Source organism: Microbispora sp. H10830 (assembly GCF_014161375.1).
In the GTDB taxonomy this organism is placed as follows: domain Bacteria; phylum Actinomycetota; class Actinomycetes; order Streptosporangiales; family Streptosporangiaceae; genus Microbispora; species Microbispora catharanthi.
Genome location: NZ_JABBWX010000010.1, coordinates 208844 through 224184, shown reverse-complemented (window position 1 = coordinate 224184; position 15341 = coordinate 208844). Strand labels below are relative to the sequence as shown.

The 15341-nt window shown below is 71.2% G+C and carries 17 protein-coding genes; 4 read left to right on the top strand and 13 right to left on the bottom strand.

The window, feature by feature from the left end:
• Positions 1-3 precede the first annotated feature (3 nt).
• The 3 genes from HHX35_RS25345 to HHX35_RS25335 form a co-directional block, all read right to left on the bottom strand.
• Entirely contained in the window at positions 4-756 is a 753-nt protein-coding gene (locus HHX35_RS25345; RefSeq protein WP_182901222.1) for an MBL fold metallo-hydrolase, read from the bottom strand.
• Entirely contained in the window at positions 753-1589 is an 837-nt protein-coding gene (murI, locus tag HHX35_RS25340; RefSeq protein ID WP_396780765.1) for a glutamate racemase, read from the bottom strand. The genes HHX35_RS25345 and murI overlap by 4 nt, the downstream gene beginning before the upstream one ends.
• 112 nt (positions 1590-1701) lie before the next feature.
• Positions 1702-2496 carry a thioesterase family protein gene (locus HHX35_RS25335; protein WP_182901220.1) on the bottom strand — a complete coding sequence of 265 codons (795 nt, stop codon included), beginning with the start codon at positions 2494-2496 and terminating at the stop codon, positions 1702-1704.
• Between the two features lie 206 nt (positions 2497-2702).
• Between HHX35_RS25335 and HHX35_RS25330 the strand changes: the two genes are divergently transcribed.
• Positions 2703-4334, top strand: coding sequence for a DUF3352 domain-containing protein (locus HHX35_RS25330; RefSeq protein WP_182901219.1), 1632 nt, complete (start codon positions 2703-2705; stop codon positions 4332-4334).
• A gap of 91 nt (positions 4335-4425) precedes the next feature.
• Here HHX35_RS25330 and HHX35_RS25325 read toward each other — a convergent pair whose 3' ends face one another.
• The 5 genes from HHX35_RS25325 to clpS form a co-directional block, all read right to left on the bottom strand.
• Positions 4426-5373, bottom strand: coding sequence for a PLP-dependent cysteine synthase family protein (locus HHX35_RS25325; RefSeq protein WP_182901218.1), 948 nt, complete (start codon positions 5371-5373; stop codon positions 4426-4428).
• A complete protein-coding gene (locus HHX35_RS25320; RefSeq protein ID WP_182901217.1) occupies positions 5374-5652 on the bottom strand; it encodes a MoaD/ThiS family protein in 279 nt (92 codons plus the stop codon).
• Positions 5653-5910: 258 nt separating this feature from the next.
• The gene (locus HHX35_RS25315; protein ID WP_139575916.1) at positions 5911-6327 is read right to left on the bottom strand and encodes a Mov34/MPN/PAD-1 family protein; all 417 of its coding nucleotides are present in this window, start codon (positions 6325-6327) and stop codon (positions 5911-5913) included.
• Between the two features lie 10 nt (positions 6328-6337).
• Positions 6338-6862 carry a DUF2017 domain-containing protein gene (locus HHX35_RS25310; protein WP_182901216.1) on the bottom strand — a complete coding sequence of 175 codons (525 nt, stop codon included), beginning with the start codon at positions 6860-6862 and terminating at the stop codon, positions 6338-6340.
• A complete protein-coding gene (clpS, locus tag HHX35_RS43735; protein WP_182901215.1) occupies positions 6862-7149 on the bottom strand; it encodes an ATP-dependent Clp protease adapter ClpS in 288 nt (95 codons plus the stop codon). Before clpS ends, HHX35_RS25310 begins: the two co-directional genes overlap by 1 nt.
• A gap of 45 nt (positions 7150-7194) precedes the next feature.
• Between clpS and HHX35_RS25300 the strand changes: the two genes are divergently transcribed.
• From HHX35_RS25300 to HHX35_RS25290, 3 genes are all read left to right on the top strand, one after another.
• A complete protein-coding gene (locus tag HHX35_RS25300; RefSeq protein ID WP_182901343.1) occupies positions 7195-8472 on the top strand; it encodes a nicotinate phosphoribosyltransferase in 1278 nt (425 codons plus the stop codon).
• Between the two features lie 64 nt (positions 8473-8536).
• Positions 8537-9109, top strand: coding sequence for a nicotinamidase (locus HHX35_RS25295; protein ID WP_182901214.1), 573 nt, complete (start codon positions 8537-8539; stop codon positions 9107-9109).
• A 114-nt stretch (positions 9110-9223) separates the two neighbouring features.
• Entirely contained in the window at positions 9224-9892 is a 669-nt protein-coding gene (locus HHX35_RS25290; protein WP_182901213.1) for a hypothetical protein, read from the top strand.
• Positions 9893-9914: 22 nt separating this feature from the next.
• Here HHX35_RS25290 and HHX35_RS25285 read toward each other — a convergent pair whose 3' ends face one another.
• The 5 genes from HHX35_RS25285 to HHX35_RS25265 all read right to left on the bottom strand — a co-directional run bounded on the left by HHX35_RS25285 (position 9915) and on the right by HHX35_RS25265 (position 14887).
• The gene (locus HHX35_RS25285) at positions 9915-10742 is read right to left on the bottom strand and encodes a hypothetical protein (RefSeq protein ID WP_182901212.1); all 828 of its coding nucleotides are present in this window, start codon (positions 10740-10742) and stop codon (positions 9915-9917) included.
• Positions 10739-11239 carry a SigE family RNA polymerase sigma factor gene (locus tag HHX35_RS25280; protein WP_182901211.1) on the bottom strand — a complete coding sequence of 167 codons (501 nt, stop codon included), beginning with the start codon at positions 11237-11239 and terminating at the stop codon, positions 10739-10741. The genes HHX35_RS25285 and HHX35_RS25280 overlap by 4 nt, the downstream gene beginning before the upstream one ends.
• A gap of 171 nt (positions 11240-11410) precedes the next feature.
• Positions 11411-13168 (bottom strand): DEAD/DEAH box helicase, encoded by a 1758-nt coding sequence (locus tag HHX35_RS25275; protein ID WP_182901210.1) that lies wholly within the window; start codon positions 13166-13168, stop codon positions 11411-11413.
• 311 nt (positions 13169-13479) lie between these two features.
• Entirely contained in the window at positions 13480-14082 is a 603-nt protein-coding gene (locus HHX35_RS25270; RefSeq protein WP_182901209.1) for a hypothetical protein, read from the bottom strand.
• A 334-nt stretch (positions 14083-14416) separates the two neighbouring features.
• Positions 14417-14887, bottom strand: coding sequence for a hypothetical protein (locus HHX35_RS25265; protein WP_182901208.1), 471 nt, complete (start codon positions 14885-14887; stop codon positions 14417-14419).
• Positions 14888-15341 lie beyond the last annotated feature (454 nt).

Genomic DNA, 15341 nt, shown 5'->3' with positions numbered 1-15341 from the left:
GGGTCACCCTAGGTCATACACGGCCCCGCTCCGCGCCAACTCCATCGGGCCGGCGAAGCCGCCGCGCGAGGCGTCCTCCAGGATGCGGGACTTGTCGTACCAGGGGACGAGATGGGTGAGAACGAGCGCGCCGGCCTCGGCGCGGGCGGCGTGCTCGGCCGCCTGCCTGCCGCTCAGGTGCAGGCCGGGGGTCAGGCCCGGCTCGTCGAGGAAGGACGCCTCGCACAGCAGCACGTCGGCCTCGTGGGCCAGCTTGACCAGCTCGGCCGACTCGCCGGTGTCCGCCGAGTACGCGACGGAACGGCCCTGGTGGGTGACGCGGAAGCCGTAGGTCTCCACCGGGTGGTTCATCGGGGCGGCCGTCACCTCGAACGGGCCGACGTGCCGGGTGCCGGGCGACAGCCGTACGAAGTCGAAGGAGTTCTCCAGGACGGGCTCGTCCGGCATCGCGTACGCCGCGTTGAGCCGCTTGGAGGCGCCGGAGGGGGCGTGGACGGGCAGCTTCGGCAGCGGGCCGTCGGGGGTGTAGGTGCGCACGACGTGGTAGGCGCACAGGTCGAGGCAGTGGTCGGCGTGCAGGTGGGACAGGAGGATGGCGTCGACGTCGTAGAGCCCGGCGTGCCGCTGCAGCGCGCCCAGCGAACCGTTGCCGAAGTCGAGCAGCAGCCGGAAGCCCTCGGCCTCCAGCAGATAGCAGGAGGACGGGCTGTCGGGGCCGGGAAAGCTGCCCGAGCACCCGATGATCGTCAACTTCATCGCGAACTCCCTACGCCGCTGACGTCGCCGATGCCGGAGGCGGTCCGCTCCACCGACTGGAGCTCGGGACCGAGGAAGCGCTGCCCGAGCCGTTCGAACAGCTCGGTGTCGCCGGTCGCCCGGAAGCGGTGCCTCGGCTCGCCCGCGCCGTTGGACAGCCCGCGGTCGTGCAGGATGCGGTAGACGTCCTTGGCCGTCTCCTCGGCGCTGGACACCAGCGTGACCCCGTCCCCGGCGACGTACGACAGGGCGCCGGTGAGCAGCGGGTAGTGCGTGCAGCCGAGGATGAGCGTGTCGCAGCCCGCGTCCTGGACCGGCTTGAGATAGCCCCTGACCACCTCGATGAGCTCCTCGCTCATCGTCTCGCCCCGTTCGACGAACTCCACGAGCAGGGGGGCGGCCACCGCGACCAGCTCGACGTCGGGGGCGGCGGCGAAGGCGTCGTGGTAGGCCATCGACTCGATGGTGGCCCGCGTGGCGATCACGCCGACCCTGCCGTTCCTGGTGGCGCGCACGGCCCGCCGGGTGGCGGGCTGGATCACCTCGACGACCGGGACGTCGTAGCGCTCCCTGGCGTCCCTGAGCACGGCCGAGCTCGCGCTGTTGCACGCGATGACCAGCATCTTCACGTCGTGCTCGACCAGGTGGTCCATGACCTCCAGCGCGTACGCGCGGAGCTCGGCGATGCTCTTGGGCCCGTACGGCTGGTTGGCCGTGTCGGCCACGTAGAAGATCGATTCGTGGGGCAGCTGGTCGATGATCGCCCGGGCGACGGTCAGGCCGCCCACTCCACTGTCAAAGATCCCGATCGCCCTGGTGTTGTCCTCCGGCACGCTTCCCAAGGTTAGGGGACTGATCCCCGCCGCTGACGGTAAGAATGCTCACACCGCGTGCCGGGCGGCGGGCGGGAGCGGCGATCGAACAGCGCGCCGGAGTGAAGTCAGCTCAGCCGCGGCCCAGACGCGCGATCTGGCGGGACTGGGCGACCAGCCGGCCCGCCGAGTCCCACACCTCGACCTCCTCGTCGAACCAGCCGTCGCTGATCAGCCGTCCGCCGCCGATCAGGGTCAGCCATCCCGGCGCGGGCAGGGCCCGCAGGTGCCAGGTCAGCTCCACCGTCGGGGCCCATCCCCGCGCCCCCGCCGAGAACACGACCGGCGGCAGCGCGTCCACGGCGAGCGCAAGCACGTACGGGTCGGGGTCCTGCGGCTCGGCCAGCCGGAAGTACGCCCGCGACTCGGGCCGGCCGGTCGGCGCGCCGGTGAGCCAGCCGATCGTGGGCGGGTCGAAGGCGAGCTCCATCTGGGCGCTGAAGTTCATGTTCGACTGGGGCTTGGGTTGGGGCAGGCGCACGCAGTCGGCGAGGTCCGGCATCGCGGCGGACGGGCCGTCCGCCCAGTCGGGGGCCGCCTCCCCGTCCAGGGTCGCGGTCGTGACGAGCATCTCGATGAACGACTCGCCGTCCTGGACGAGCCGCGCCCGGCTCATCGCCGCCGTGCGGCCCGTCTTGAGCGGCTCGAGCAGCACCCTGGCCGGGCCGGGGCGGGCCACCCGCAGGAACTGGGCGCTCGTGGAGACGGGGTGCGCGTGCGGCGAGGCGTCCACCACGGCGCGCAGCATCGTGGCCATGAGGTAGCCGCCGTTCAGCGGCCCTCCGATGGAGTATCCGTCGTCGAGACACACGTCATAAGTGGTGTCGTCGACCCGGATGGCCTGCGTCGCCTCGTCGAACTTGGTCATGCGTCCCTCGCCGCTCTACCGAATATTGTTCTGCTCATTACTCTAGCGTGGTGCTCCGGCGGACCGCGCGGTGGGCTCGCGGGGGTCGGCACCCGTCCGGCACCGGGCTTTCCCCGGGCTCGCGGTCAAGCGGGCTGCAAGCGCGTCGCTACCGGCCCGGCCTACCGTCGCGGCGTACCTGACGACGACGCATGTGAGTGAGCCCCATGTCCCCCGACATCTCCCCGCACACCCCGAGCCCCTGGCAGCCGGGTGACGAACCCGACCTGGACCGCACCATCGCCTATCGCGTTCCCCGCGCCGCCGCGAACGAGGCGCACGAGGCGCACACCGTGCGGCTGCCGTCCTGGACCGAGCCGGAGGAGATCGGCTCCGCCACCGTACCCGGCCCGCCGGCGCCTCCCCAGGACCGGGCCCGCCGGGGGCGCGGCTGGATCCTCGCGCTGGTGGCCGCCGTGCTCGTCGGGGTGGTCGGCGGCGGCGGCGTGTGGGCCGCCTCGAAGCTGAGCGGCGGCGGCACGCAACCGCAGGACGTGCTGCCCGCGAACGCGATGGCCTACATCCGGCTCGACCTCGACCCGTCGGCCGGGCAGAAGCTCGCGTTGTTCGGCATCGCCCGCAAGTTCTCGGCCACCCGCGACTCCTTCGGCGGCGACGACCCGCGCAAGGCCCTCGTCACCGCGCTGCAGAAGGACGACCAGGACCTCTCCAAGGTCGACTACGCCAGGGACGTCGAACCCTGGCTCGGCGACCGCGTCGGCCTCGCCGTGCTCCCCGCGGACGGCGGCGGCGACCCCGTCGGAGCGCTCGCCGTCCAGGTGAAGGACGAGGCGGCGGCCCGGACCGGCATCGCCAAGATGGGCCTCGGCGGCGGCAAGGGCGGCCTGGCGTTCCGCGAGGGGTACGCGATCATCGCCATGAGCCAGAAGCTGGCCGACGAATACGTCAAGGCGGCGCCGCTGTCCGGCGAGCCGCGCTTCGCCGCCGACCTCGGCGCGCTGGGCGAGCAGGGCGTGCTGTCGTTCTGGATGGACGTGGAGAAGGTCGCCGACGCCGGCTGGAGCGAGGTCGCCGCGACGCCCGTGCTGCAGCAGATCAGGGGCATGCGGTTCGCCGGCGCCCTCCGGTTCTCCGGCGACTACGCCGAACTGGCCGGGATCACCCGCGGCGGGACGGCCGCGTCGGGCCGGCCCGAGCCGGTGAAGATCGGCGAGCTGCCCGCCTCCACGGTCGCGGCGGCCTCGATCTCCGGCCTTGGCGACCTGCTGCGCGAGCAGTGGCCGTCCATCGAACAGACCGCGAACGGCTCGGGCGGCGAGACGGTCAGGCAGGCCCTCGACGAGGCGCGGACGCAGTACGGCCTGTCCCTGCCGGACGACCTCGCGACGCTGCTGGGCCGCTCCCTCACGCTCTCCCTGGACGAGCAGGACCTCGACGGCGCACAGCCCCGGGTGGGCGCCGTGCTCACGACGGACACCGCCAAGGCGCGCGAGCTGGTGGACCGGGTCAAGGGCCACCTGAACGGCATGGAGAGGTCCGCCGACATCGCCACCGCCGAGGGCGACGGGCGGTTCGTGATCGCGAGCACCCAGGAGTACGCCGACACGCTGGGCGGCGGCGGCACGCTCGGCGAGAGCGAGACGTTCCGCCTGGCCGTCCCGGACGCCGCGAACGCCACCTACGCCGTGTACGCCGACCTCGACCGGCTGGAGAAGCTGTACCTGGACGGCCTGAACGGCCAGGAGCGCGCCGACGCCGAGAAACTGCGGGCGGTCGGCCTGAGCGGCACCCACGGCGAGGACGGCTCGACCTTCACACTCCGGGTCGTGTTCAACTGATCCCCATACTCCGGCTCATCCCGCCCGAACCGGATCTCCGGCCCACCCATGCCGGAGCGGGCGGGGTGAGCCGGTCGGCCTTCAGCGGCGATCAGGCCCAGAGCTGGCCTTCGAGCCGGTCCTCCGCCTCGTCGAGGGTGCCCTCGTACGCGCCGGTGGACAGGTATTTCCAGCCGCCGTCGGCCACGATGAACACGATGTCGGCCCGCTCGCCCGCCTGGACGGCCTTGCGGGCCATGCCGAGAGCCGCGTGCAGGGCACAACCTGTCGAGATGCCCGCGAAGATGCCCTCCGCGGCCAGCAGCTCACGCGTCCGGCGCAGCGCGTCGGCCGAGGTCACCGAGTAGCGGGTGGTCAGCACGGACGCGTCGTACAGCTCGGGCACGAACCCCTCGTCCACGTTGCGCAGGCCGTAGACCAGCTCGCCGTATCGCGGCTCGGCGGCCACGATCTTCACGTCCGGCACGTGCTCGCGCAGGTAGCGGCCGACGCCCATGAGGGTGCCGGTCGTGCCGAGCCCCGCGACGAAGTGGGTCACGGTCGGCAGGTCCGCGAGGATCTCCGGCCCGGTCGACTCGTAGTGGGAGCGCCAGTTGGCGGGGTTGCCGTACTGGTAGAGCATCACCCAGTCGGGATGCTCAGCCGCGAGGCCCTTGGCCACCCGCACCGCCTCGTTGGAGCCGCCCGCGGCCGGCGAGGAGATGATCTCGGCGCCCCACATGCGCAGCAGCTGGCGGCGCTCCTCGGAGGTGTTCTCCGGCATGACGCAGATCAGCTTGTAGCCCTTGAGCCGGGCCGACATCGCCAGCGAGATGCCGGTGTTGCCGGAGGTCGGCTCCAGGATCGTGCAGCCCGGCGTGAGCAGCCCGTCTTTCTCGGCCTGCTCGATCATCCACAGCGCCGGCCGGTCCTTGACCGACCCGGTCGGGTTGCGGTCCTCCAGCTTCGCCCAGACCCGTACGTCGGGGGACGGCGAGAGCCGGGGCAGACCCACCAGCGGGGTGTGCCCGACCGAGTCGATCAACGAGTCGAAGCGCATTCAGCGCGCTCCGCCCGCGACGGCCGGGAGCACGGTCACGGTGTCGCCGTCGGCGACGGGGGTGCCGAGCCCGCCGAGGAAGCGTACGTCCTCGTCGTTGAGGTAGACGTTGACGAAGCGGCGCAGCCCGGACCCGTCCACCAGCCGGTCCTTCAGACCGGGGTGGCGCGCCTCCAGGTCGCCGATCAGCTCTTCGAGGGTCGATCCCTTGGCGTTGACCGCCTTGGCGCCCTCGGTGTAGCTGCGGAGGATGGTAGGAATGCGGACCTCGATGGCCATGTCGGCTCAATCTCCTTGATCAGTGGTCGTCGTTATGGTGGGCGTCCACCTGCTCTGAACAGGGGCAGGCGGGCGACGATTCCAGCGGTCTTCTCCCCGGCGCCGAACAGGCGGCCGGATTCAGCGACAGTCGTAGACGACGACAGACGGCGTGTGCGCGAAGAGGAACGCCTGAACAGGAGATTCCGGGCGTACCCGGCGCGACAGGACAGCCGGTGACGACACGGGACGAGCGTCATCGTTAGCCATGGTTCAAGTTTAACCGTACGACTCTATGATCTTGACTTCCTCCTCGGTCACGACGCCGTCCACGATCCGGTAGGACCGGAAGGGCGCCTCCTCCTCGGAGGCGGTCGACACCAGCACATAGTGGGCGTCGGGCTCGGAGGCGTAGCTGATGTCCGTACGGGAGGGGTACGCCTCGGTGGCGGTGTGGGAGTGGTAGATCACGACAGGTACCTCGTCCCGGTCGTCCATCTCCCGCCACACGCGGAACTGCTCCATCGAGTCGAACCGGTAGAACGTCGGGGAGCGCTCGGCGTTCTCCATGGGGACGAACCGCTCGGGACGGTCGGACCCGGCGGGCCCGGCCACGACGCCGCACGCCTCGTCGGGGTGGTCGGCCCGGGCATGGGCCACGATCTTGTCGACCAGCTCGCGTGAGATCGTCAGCATGCTGGGAAACCTACCAAAGCGCCCTGACAAGGGTGTCCTGCAGGTAGGTCAGCCAGTCGTAGGTCACGAACGCCGGATAGCGGGGGTCGTCCTCGGACATCGAGGCGATCTCCTCGTGGACCTCCTCGGTGACCTCCAGCCGCACGCCGAGCGCGAGGCGGACGTCGTTGATCGCCCGCAGCCACGCCTGCCCCTGCTCGGCCGTCAGCGTCAGCCTGCCCGGCGCCGCCGTCTCCAGCAGCGTGGTCGCGTCGGCGCGCTTGCCGTCGCGCAGCGTCGCCTCCGTGTAGCGCCGGAACTCCTGCGCCGCGTCCTCGTCGTCGGCGTACGCCGAGGGGAACAGCCGCGCGAGCACGGGGTCGGCCGGCGGGGCCGCCGAGCCGATGCCCAGGGCGCGCTCCAGCGGGTCGTCGCCGGTGGTCCCCGGCTCGACCAGGCCGAGCACCTGCGACACCAGCGAGCGCAGGATCGACACCTCGCCCGCGTCGAGTTGGACGGTCACCCCGTCGCCCGCCGCCCGAAATCCCGTGCTCATCACGTGTCCTGCTGAATGGTCGCCCACAGGCCATAGGAGTGAAGGATCTGCACGTCCCGCTCCATCTCCTCCCGGGTGCCGCTGGCGACGACGGCCTTGCCCTTGTGGTGGACGTCCATCATCAGCTTCTCGGCCTTCTGCCGGGGATAGCCGAACACGGTCTGGAAGACGTACGTGACGTACGACATCAGGTTGACCGGGTCGTTCCACACGATCGTGAGCCACGGCAGATCGGGCCGCACGTCCGACGACGGACGCTCGACCTCGGCTGGAGCTGTGCTACCCACGTACCCATCCTGCACCACGACCGTCGTAGTCTTCGACACGTGCGCATGACCACGGGCACGGCCCTGCTGACCGACCAGTACGAACTGACGATGCTCCAGGCCGCGCTCGCCAGTGGCGCGGCCCACCGGCGGGCGGTCTTCGAGGTGTTCGCCCGGCGGCTCCCGGGGGGACGGCGCTACGGGGTGGTGGCCGGCACCGGGCGGTTCCTCGACGCGATCGAGGACTTCCGCTTCGAGGAGCAGGACATCGAGTTCCTGTGCTCCTCCGGGATCGTGGACGAGCCCACCGGCGAGTTCCTCGCCGGCTACCGCTTCTCGGGCAACGTGTACGGCTACCGCGAGGGCGAGGCGTTCTTCCCCGGCTCACCGATCATGGTGGTGGAGGGGACGTTCGCCGAGGCCGTGCTGCTGGAGACCGTGGCCCTGTCGATACTCAACCACGACTGCGCGATCGCGGCGGCCGCCTCCCGGATGGCCCAGGCGGCCAGCGACCGGCCGCTCATCGAGATGGGCTCGCGCCGCACCCACGAGTACGCCGCGGTCGCCGCCGCCAGGGCCGCCTACCTGTGCGGCTTCGCCTCCACGTCCAACCTCATGGCCGGCCACCTGCACGGCGTGCCGACCGCCGGCACCGCCGCCCACGCGTTCACCCTCCTGCACGACTCGGAGAAGGACGCCTTCCGGGCCCAGATCGACTCCCTCGGGCTCGGCACCACCCTGCTCGTGGACACCTACGACGTGGCGGACGCGGTACGCACCGCGGTGGAGCTGGCCGGGCCCGACCTCGGCGCGGTGCGCATCGACTCCGGCGACCTCGCGGTCGTGGCGGTGGAGGTGCGCCGCCTGCTCGACGAGCTGGGCGCGAGCCGCACACGGATCGTCGTCACCAGCGACCTGGACGAGTTCGCGATCGCGGCGCTGGCCGCGGCGCCGGTCGACGCCTACGGCGTCGGCACCGCCCTGTCCACGGGTTCCGGCCATCCGACGGCCAGCCTCGTCTACAAGCTCGTCGCACGGGAGGACCACACGGGACGGCTCCAGCCGGTCGCCAAGGCGTCGGTCGGCAAGCCGAGCGTCGGCGGGCGCAAGTGGGCCTACCGCAGGACCAGCGGCGGCACGGCGACCGCCGAGGTCGTCACCCGCGAGCCGGTGGAGACGGAGGACCGCCCGCTGCTGGCGGAACTCGTGCGGGACGGCAAGGTCGTCGAGCGCGAGAGCCTGGAGGCCGCCCGCGACCGCCACCGGGCGACTTTGGCCGAGTTGCCACTGGAAGCGTGCAGCCTCTCCCCCGGAGACCCCGCAGTCCCTACTATCTTCAAGTGATCGCGGGGGACCGGCGCATGAGGACGACGCCGGTCCTCCGTGATCGCCACTGTGAGGTGACCCCATGAAGACCGCGCTCGTCGTCGTGGACGTGCAGAACGACTTCTGTGAGGGCGGCAGCCTGCCGGTCGGCGGCGGCGCCGAGGTGGCCGCCGCGATCAGCCGGCACGTCCACGAGCACGCGTACGACCACGTGGTCGCCACCCGCGACTACCACGTCGATCCCGGGGCCCATTTCGCGGCCGAGCCCGACTTCGTGGACTCCTGGCCGCCGCACTGCGTGGTGGGCACCTCCGGCGCCGACTTCCACCCGGCCTTCGACACCGCGAAGGTCGAAGAGGTCTTCAGCAAGGGCGCGCGGCAGGCGGCCTACAGCGGGTTCGAGGGCGCCACCGCCGACGGCGTGGGCCTGGCCGCGTGGCTGCGCGAGCGCGGCGTGGAGGCCGTCGACGTCGTCGGCATCGCCACCGACCACTGTGTCCGGGCCACCGCCGTCGACGCGGCGGCCGACGGCTTCGCCGTACGGGTCCTGCTGGACCTGACGGCCGGCGTGGCCAGGGAGACGACCGAGTCGGCGCTCGCCCGCCTCGCCGAGGCCGGGGTGGAGCTCACCGGGGAGCCCGTCCTCCGCTCCTGATCCGCGAATCCGGCGACCCGGGCGGCTGAGCGGGGACACGCGCCGGATCGGACGTCAATGTCTTCACCACGAAGCGTCACGGGTGTATTACCTAGAGCGACGACCCTTCGTGGATTGGCGGCCCCGATGTTCGCGTTCCTGCTCGGCCTCACCTGGCTCGTCCTGACCCCGGTCTGCATCTGGCTGCTCTTCGGCCGCGGCCACCGGGGCGTGCTCCGCGTCACGGGCGCGCTGACGCTGGCGGCCCTGCAGGCGGTCACGATGATCGTGGGATTCGGCCAGGAGTCCGCCCGGGTCCCCGCCCAGACGGTCGCCGTACGCGACCCACGCGCCGGCGCCGATCAGCCGGCGGGCGACCAGGCCGCGCAGCCCCCTCGGGCGGCGGCGGCCGCGACACCGTCTCCGGCACCGGCACCGACACCGACACCGACACAGGGCGGCCCTCCCTCCTGCGACTCCCGCGTCCCCAACCCCGAGGCCGTACGATTGTCGTTCCACGGCAGGGCCCTGCACGGCCTCACGGTGTACTGGCCCGCGTCGCCCGCGCAGTGCGACACGGCGACGGTGGCCGTCCACCAGGCCGGGCACCGGCTGCGTATCTGGGTGCGCGAGGGCGTCGAGGCGAGGCAGCACGAGGGAGCGCGCAACGTTCCCGTACGCGTGGAGCAGGGCATGGCCTCCCTCAGCCTCCGGCTCAGCCCGGCCACCCGGCACCACCGGCGTTATGTGGCGATCGACGGCCACACCGGCGACAAGATCCCGTTGCGCTCCCGCACCTCCTGACGCGGCCACCGCCCGTTCGGTCTCAGCCGGCCGGCGTCGATGTGCTTGCGAACGGGCTGCCGGCGTCCGGCAGAGGTGCGCCGTCCGGCAGGGGCGGACGCTTGCCGGCCCGGTCATAGATCGCGGCGGTCCACCGGCCCGGTTGTCCGCCGGCCATGGCGGACAGCTGGTCGCGCACCTCGGGGCGCAGCAACGCCCGGCCCTGAGCGGACTCGTCGCACTCCTCCGGCATCTTCCGGCACGCCACCTCCCGGATCGGAGCGTCCGCGGGGAAGACCCAGACCTGGATGGACTGCGGGCGTTTCAGCCAGCCGGACGGCGCCGACTTCCGGTCGTGGTGCCCGCCCACCGACTCCCCGCACCGTCCGGCCGAGCCGCCCGTCTCGCCGCCCTTGAGCGGCATCGCCACGACGACCCACGCTCGCGGGTCGTCGCAGGCCACCTTGATCGCGGTGGAGTAACTGGTCGGGGTGAAGGTCAACCTCTGCCCGGCGCCCACCGTCTCGAACCGCCCTGTATAGATGGGACGGAGGTCGAACTTCTCGGCTCCCAGCACCACGGGAAACCTGTCGGGGAGCTTCGGCCAGCGCGCGGGCTGGGCGGAGCCGGTGGGCCGCGCGGCGACCGTCGTCCGGTCGGCCCCGGAGCGGCCGGTCAGCAGGCCGTTTCCCAGCGCGAAGGCGGCGACCGTGAAGGCCACCGCGGCTCCGGCCGTCGCGGCCCGCCGAGTCCGGCGCATGCGTCGGCCCCGCCGCACGATCGCGTCGAGAGGGGCGGCCGGTTCCCCGCCGTCGCGTTCCCGGCCGTGCTCATCCAGCAGCGTGCGCAGGTCGCTCTCGGTGTACCTCATCGCTGGGCCCTCTCCATGGTCATGGTCTGGATGTCCGGATCGACGCGAAGGCGGCCGAGGGCCCGGCTGAGCTGGGTCTTCACCGCTCCCAGTGAGCAGCCGACGATGTCGGCGACCTGGGTGAGCGTCCGTCCCTCGTAGTAGTGCAGGACGATCACCGCGCGCTGCCGCGGGGAGAGCGCGCCGATCGCGCTCCACAGCGCGACCTGATCGGCCACCTCCGCCGCCGTGTCGCGGGGGTCGGCCGCCTCGGGGATCGTCTCGGCCGGGATCTCCCCGCGCCAGCGCCTGCGCCACCAGGAGGCGTGGGTGTTCACGATGATGCGATAGACGTAGGGGTCGGGGTTGCCCTCGATCCGCCGCCAGGCGACCCATGCTTTCGCCAGCGCGGTCTGCACCAGGTCCTCGGCCGTACCCCAGTCCCGGGCGAGGAGATACGCCATCCGGCACAGCCGTAGATGCCGCTGTGCCACGTATTCGGCGAACCCGTCGTCCATCGATCATCTCCGTCTCGTCGTCTCCGGCGATGACTACGCCCCGGGAGGCGGGATCGGATGACAGACGAAATCACGGAAGAGACCGGCCCGCCCGGCATCCGGGCTCGGACCGCGTGCTGGGCAGGCCGGGCGCGCCGCCTCAGACTTTGGGGCAGGCGGGCCCGGCGGGGGTCACCTGCGCTGGGTGGCCCACTTGCGGATCATCGCGATGCGTTCGCGGACCTGCTCGGCGGTGGCCTGAGCGATGGCGGGGCCGCCGCAGGCGCGGCGCAGCTCGGCGTGGATGACGCCGTGCGGCTGGCCGGTGCGGTGGTTCCACGCGCCGACGAGGCCGTTCAGCTCCTTGCGGAGCTCGGCGAGTTGCTCGTGCGGCGCGAGGGCGGGGGCGCTGTCCTCGCTCCCCTTCTTGGTCTTGCGCTTGGCCGCCTGCTGGTCGGCCTGGCGCTTGCGCAGCAGTGAGGCCACCTGGTCGGGCTCCAGCAGGCCGGGCAGGCCGATGAAGTCCTCCTCCTCGGGCGAGCCGGGCGCGGCGGCGGTGCCGAACTCGCCGCCGTCGAACAGCACCCGGTCGAAGGTCGCGGACGCCTCCAGCGTCTGGAAGGGCAGCTCGTCGCCGAGCGCGTCGGGCTGCTTCTTCTCCTGCTGGGCCTGCTCGAGCAGCATGTCGTCGAGGCCGTCCTCGTCGCGGCGGCGGCCCAGCACGTGGTCGCGCTCGGCCTCCATCTCGCCCGCGAGGCCCATCAGGACGGGCACCGAGGGCAGGAAGACCGACGCGGTCTCCCCTCGCTTGCGGGCGCGGACGAAACGCCCGACGGCCTGGGCGAAGAACAGCGGGGTCGAGGTGCTCGTGGCGTAGACCCCGACGCACAGCCGGGGAATGTCGACGCCCTCGGAGACCATCCGGACCGCGACCAGCCAGCGCCGGTCGGAGGTGGCGAAGTCCTTGATCTTCTTGGAGGCGCCCGGGTCGTCGGAGAGCACGACCTCGGCCCCTTCCCCGGTCACCGTGCGGATGTGCCGGGCGTAGGCGCGGGCCGACTCGTGGTCGGAGGCGATGACCAGCCCGCCCGCGTCGGGAACGCCCCGCCGCACCTCGGTGAGGCGGCGGTCGGCCGCGTGGATGACCTGGCGGATCCAGTCGCCCTTGGGGTCGAGGGCGGCCCGCCACGCCTGCGAGAGCTGGTCCTTGGTTAGCGGCGTGCCGAGAGTGGCGGCGATCTCGTCGCCCGCGCGGGTGCGCCACTTCATCTCTCCCGAGTACGCCAGGAAGATGACCGGCCGGACGACGTTGTCGGCCAGAGCCGGGCCGTACCCGTAGGAGTAGTCGGAGACGCTCCGCATCGCCCCCTCGCCGTCCTCGACGTAGGTGACGAACGGGATCGGGCTGTCGTCGGACCGGAAGGGCGTGCCGGTCAGCGCGAGTCGTCTGGTCGCGGGCTCGAACGCCTCGCGGACGCCGTCGCCCCACGACTTCGCGTCGCCGGCGTGGTGGATCTCGTCGAAGATCACCAAAGTCTTGCGCGCCTCGGTGCGGGCCCGATGCAGCGCCGGGTGCATCGCGATCTGCGCGTACGTGACCGCGACCCCGACGTAGTCGCGCGAGGTGGCGCCCTGGCTGTTCTTGAACTCGGGGTCGATGCCGATCCCGACCCGGGCCGCGGCGTCGGCCCACTGCCGCTTGAGGTGCTCGGTGGGGGTGACGATCGTCAGCGCGCGCACGACCCCGCGGCTGAGCAGCTCGCTGGCGATCCGCAGCGCGTACGTCGTCTTGCCGGCGCCGGGGGTGGCGACGGTCAGGAAGTCGCGCGGCTCACGGCTGAAGTAGAGGTCGTAGGCCTGCTGCTGCCATGCGCGCAGCTTCGGGGCGGTGCCCCAGGCGGCTCTGTCGGGGTAGGACGGGGAGAGGTGGGACGCGGCCGAAACGCTCAACGACGCCTCCCCGAACTCATCGGAACACTGGTGTCTCTATCGGTTCGCTCCCTCACAGTGGATTCAGACTAGCCCGCCGGACCGACAAGACGTGCCGCCCACGCGCAGGGTGGTCCGAAATAGCCCGGTGTGGCAATCCCCACAGTGTCGGATCGGGCGCCATGGTGAGCGGTCCGTTCCGTACCGGCCGAGCCGCCGCCCGAGACCGCGCATCGGCACGAGCCTCTGGCAAACGATCGGGGCGGAGACCTGCGGAGCCGTCCGGCATCCGCGGGTCCCCGCCCCCATCGGCTAGCCGATGTCGCTCGTCGTCACAGACGCGTCGCCTTGGTGCAGTCGACGGCGGTCAGCGGAAGGGTCGAGGCACCGCTTGTGCTCGCGACACTGCAGTCCGAGTAGTAGATGCCCCCGTCGGCCTTCCGCACGGTGACCCTCAGCCGCCCCGCCGGGATGCCACTCGCCGCGAGGTTGGAAAGAGTGGTGGTGCCGTTGGGCGTGAACCCGGTGCTCGGCGAGGGAGCCAGCGTGATGTCGTACAGGTATCCCGGGCTGAACACCGAGCTGAGGTCGGCCCAGCCCGTGCCGTCGTTGACGAACACGCGACCCCTGCGCGCCGATCCGGTGAAGGTGTTCGAGGTGAGCGGGGTCACGGCGGTCCCGGTCGATGCCGGCACGCTGAAAGTCGTGACGACGTTCGCCGAGTCGAGGCGCGGGTAGGGAATGGTCTTCTTCTCCCCGCCCTGCGGGTTCGTCGTCGGCTGCGTGGCGGGGGCGGTCTTCGTTGTGGTGGCGCTCGCCGCGATCGAGCCCGACAGCCCAACCGTCGCGCAGGTCACCACCGCCGCGGCGGACCACATCAGCAGGCGACCGGCGCCACGCGAACCAGAGGCCGAGCTGCTCCTACGAGAAATCAATTTGATTTCCCCCCATGGTGAGAATTGGTCTTTCCGGGTCACCGCGTTTTCGTGCGATGCGACATCGAAGATACCTGGCCGGTGAAACGGGGGCAGCGCGACACTTATCGGATACCGGCAAACAGATGTCACGTCTATCTCAAAGCCGTTTGGGCGAAAACGGCCACCTACCGTCATATCGGCCGCTGTTCACGCTTGTCCCGGCGGTCACCGGAGACAGGAGACGAAGATGGGGCCGATACAAGTCATTGTCGGAAACAACCGCGACGGCCCGCAGGAGATGATGACTCCTGCGGGCCGTGGGTTCGTGGTCGTGAATTCGTCCTGTCCGCCGTCAGTCGCGCAGACGCTGCCAGGGGCTGCACGGCAAGGGCGCGGGCGCCTGCGGAAGAGCGTTCCTCACGTCGCAGATCGTGAAGAAGATGTTGCTGTCGGACGTCCGCGCGACGATCGCGAGGGTCCCGCCGGTTGCCGATCCGGCGTCCTCGGTCGCGGTGATGTTGGTCACGAAAGCTCCCCGGCTGCCCGGCACGCGCCGCAGGCTCTGCCAGCCGAGCGGCTCGCTCCGCGGGTCGAAGACGAACGGGGCCCCGTTGTTGGCGGACACGGCGAAGTTGACCGGACCGCCCGGCATGCCCCGCGAGACGATGGTGGCGTCGAGCCACCGGATCGGCTCCTTCCCGCCCTTCGGATCGTTCCCGTCGAGGTGAAGCGGCACCGAGGCCGGCGCGGTGAGCTGGTGGTCGGCGGCGGGCCTCGTCGTCGCGGTGTCGGCACTGGCGGCCAGCGGAGCCGACAGTCCCACAAGCGCGCCGGCCACCGTCGTCGCGGCGGCCCAGGTAAGGAGGCGACCGACGGTGTGCGGGCCTGAAACCGAAGTGCTCCTACGAGAAATCAATTGATTTCCCTCCCAATGACGAGAATTGGACTTTCCGGGTCACCGCGTTTTCGAGCGATGCAGCCCCGAAGCTACCTCTTCACGGGAACGGAGGCCCTGAGACACCTTTCGGTGCACGGCAAACATAAGTTACGCCTAGTTCAAAGCCGACTACTTTCTATAAATCTTTTCCACGCCCGCCCGCCTCGTCGCCTTTGTGTGGCGATTCACGACGCTTCCCGCCGACTGCCGGAGCCGTTCCGATACGCCCGGATTTGGCGGTGCGACCGCGACACCCGCCACGAACAAATCAAGCTCTCGGTCAGGAGCGGCCATCCCGGCGTGGCGAGCGAACATCATCGCGGCCATGCGCCGTAGAACA